General features: G+C 46.1%; 1 pseudogene. It reads right to left on the reverse strand.

The window, feature by feature from the left end:
- Positions 1-1,383: pseudogene (locus tag QVP40_RS11015) on the reverse strand (hypothetical protein); the annotation flags it as partial.

A 1,383-nucleotide genomic window follows, 5' to 3' on the forward strand; every position in this document is an offset into this window, starting at 1 on the left:
GGTATTGTATTCATCATAGCCAACAATCACAACACTGGAATTTTCTCCTGTTTTTGCAATCACTGCTCTCTGGGCACTGATCTCATACAGAACATTTTCCAGACTGCAGCCCGAAAGGTCGATTATTTTTCCGGTATCTCCCATTCCGTCCTGAAGGGCTTTTTTATCCCAGGATCCTGTCCGGATAATTTCCGGAATATCCTCTGTATTCAAGGTAATCTGTGTTTTCAGATTTCCTCTCTCCCATACATACTGCTGGGCCCGGTTCAGAACAACTCCCATCTGAGAATCCGCGCGCTTTACTGCCTGTGCAGGGTCTGTCCAGGTGCTGTCCAAACCACCCTTTCCATATACATAGTACAACTCTTCCTCCGGTGTTTCCACCTCAAGCTCCACAATATGCTCTTTCACACTGCGCATCTTGGCTCTGAGAACCAGAGGCTTGTCTGATTCCGGTTTGTCCTCAAAGGTCAGCCGGGTCATAATTCCCTGGCGGTCGGAGCTGGTCTGCTCTGCGGTTACCAGCTTGGCCGTTTTATTTCCATTGTTCATGATATTGTCCTTTTTCTGGACAGAATATCCCTGTTTTCCTCTTACAGCAAGCTGAAACTCCATCAGAGTCCCGCCCACAGAAGGATTGACAATATACATTCCCTCCTGGTGATATTCCTTTTTCAAATTGCCCTCAAAGTCCTCGATCCGAAACGATGTTAGCCCTTCTGTGCTGTGACCGTTTTCATCTGTGAGAATATCTCCGCTGTGAAGAATTCCGTAAATCAGGTCTTCATTCATAAATCCCAGCGTACGAAGCTCCTGATCCTGGCCCGGAGCGATCATTCTTACCTTCTGGGAATCAAAATCCATCATCTGTATCTGACCTGCATTTTCTCCTTCGGACACGATCCAGGCTGCATGGGCATTGGTATCAGAAACCACAAAATTATCTCTGTTGATCCCCTCTGCCAGCACCTTATAACTGCTTTCGTCAATGTTGATCTGGTAAAGATCCTTTGCCATTACCAGGAACAGCTGGTTATCCTTGTTTACATAAGAAAGGATCCCCAGATCATCCTTGAGAAATTCATAGGACTCCGTACCTGGTATAAATACCTTTTCCTCTACCATGTTCTGGTCGCTGTTATAATGATAAATGCCAACGCCGCTGTATCCTTCATGATTTCCGCGGCTCATATATCCATAAACCATAAAATCCACATCGCCGTTTTCTTCTACGCCAAGAAGCTTAATGTCATGGTTCATATCTGCATCTCTGGAATCGCTGTCAACATTTCTGCGAAAGCTGAATACATCCACAAATTTCCCACTTTCCGGCGCATAGGTCCACAGCTCGCCTTCCCGGACAAAAGCCACTACCGAAGCATC

The sequence above is a fragment of the Blautia sp. CAG:257 genome, from assembly GCF_000433815.1.
Taxonomy (GTDB): Bacteria; Bacillota; Clostridia; order Lachnospirales; family Lachnospiraceae; genus Blautia_A; species Blautia_A caecimuris.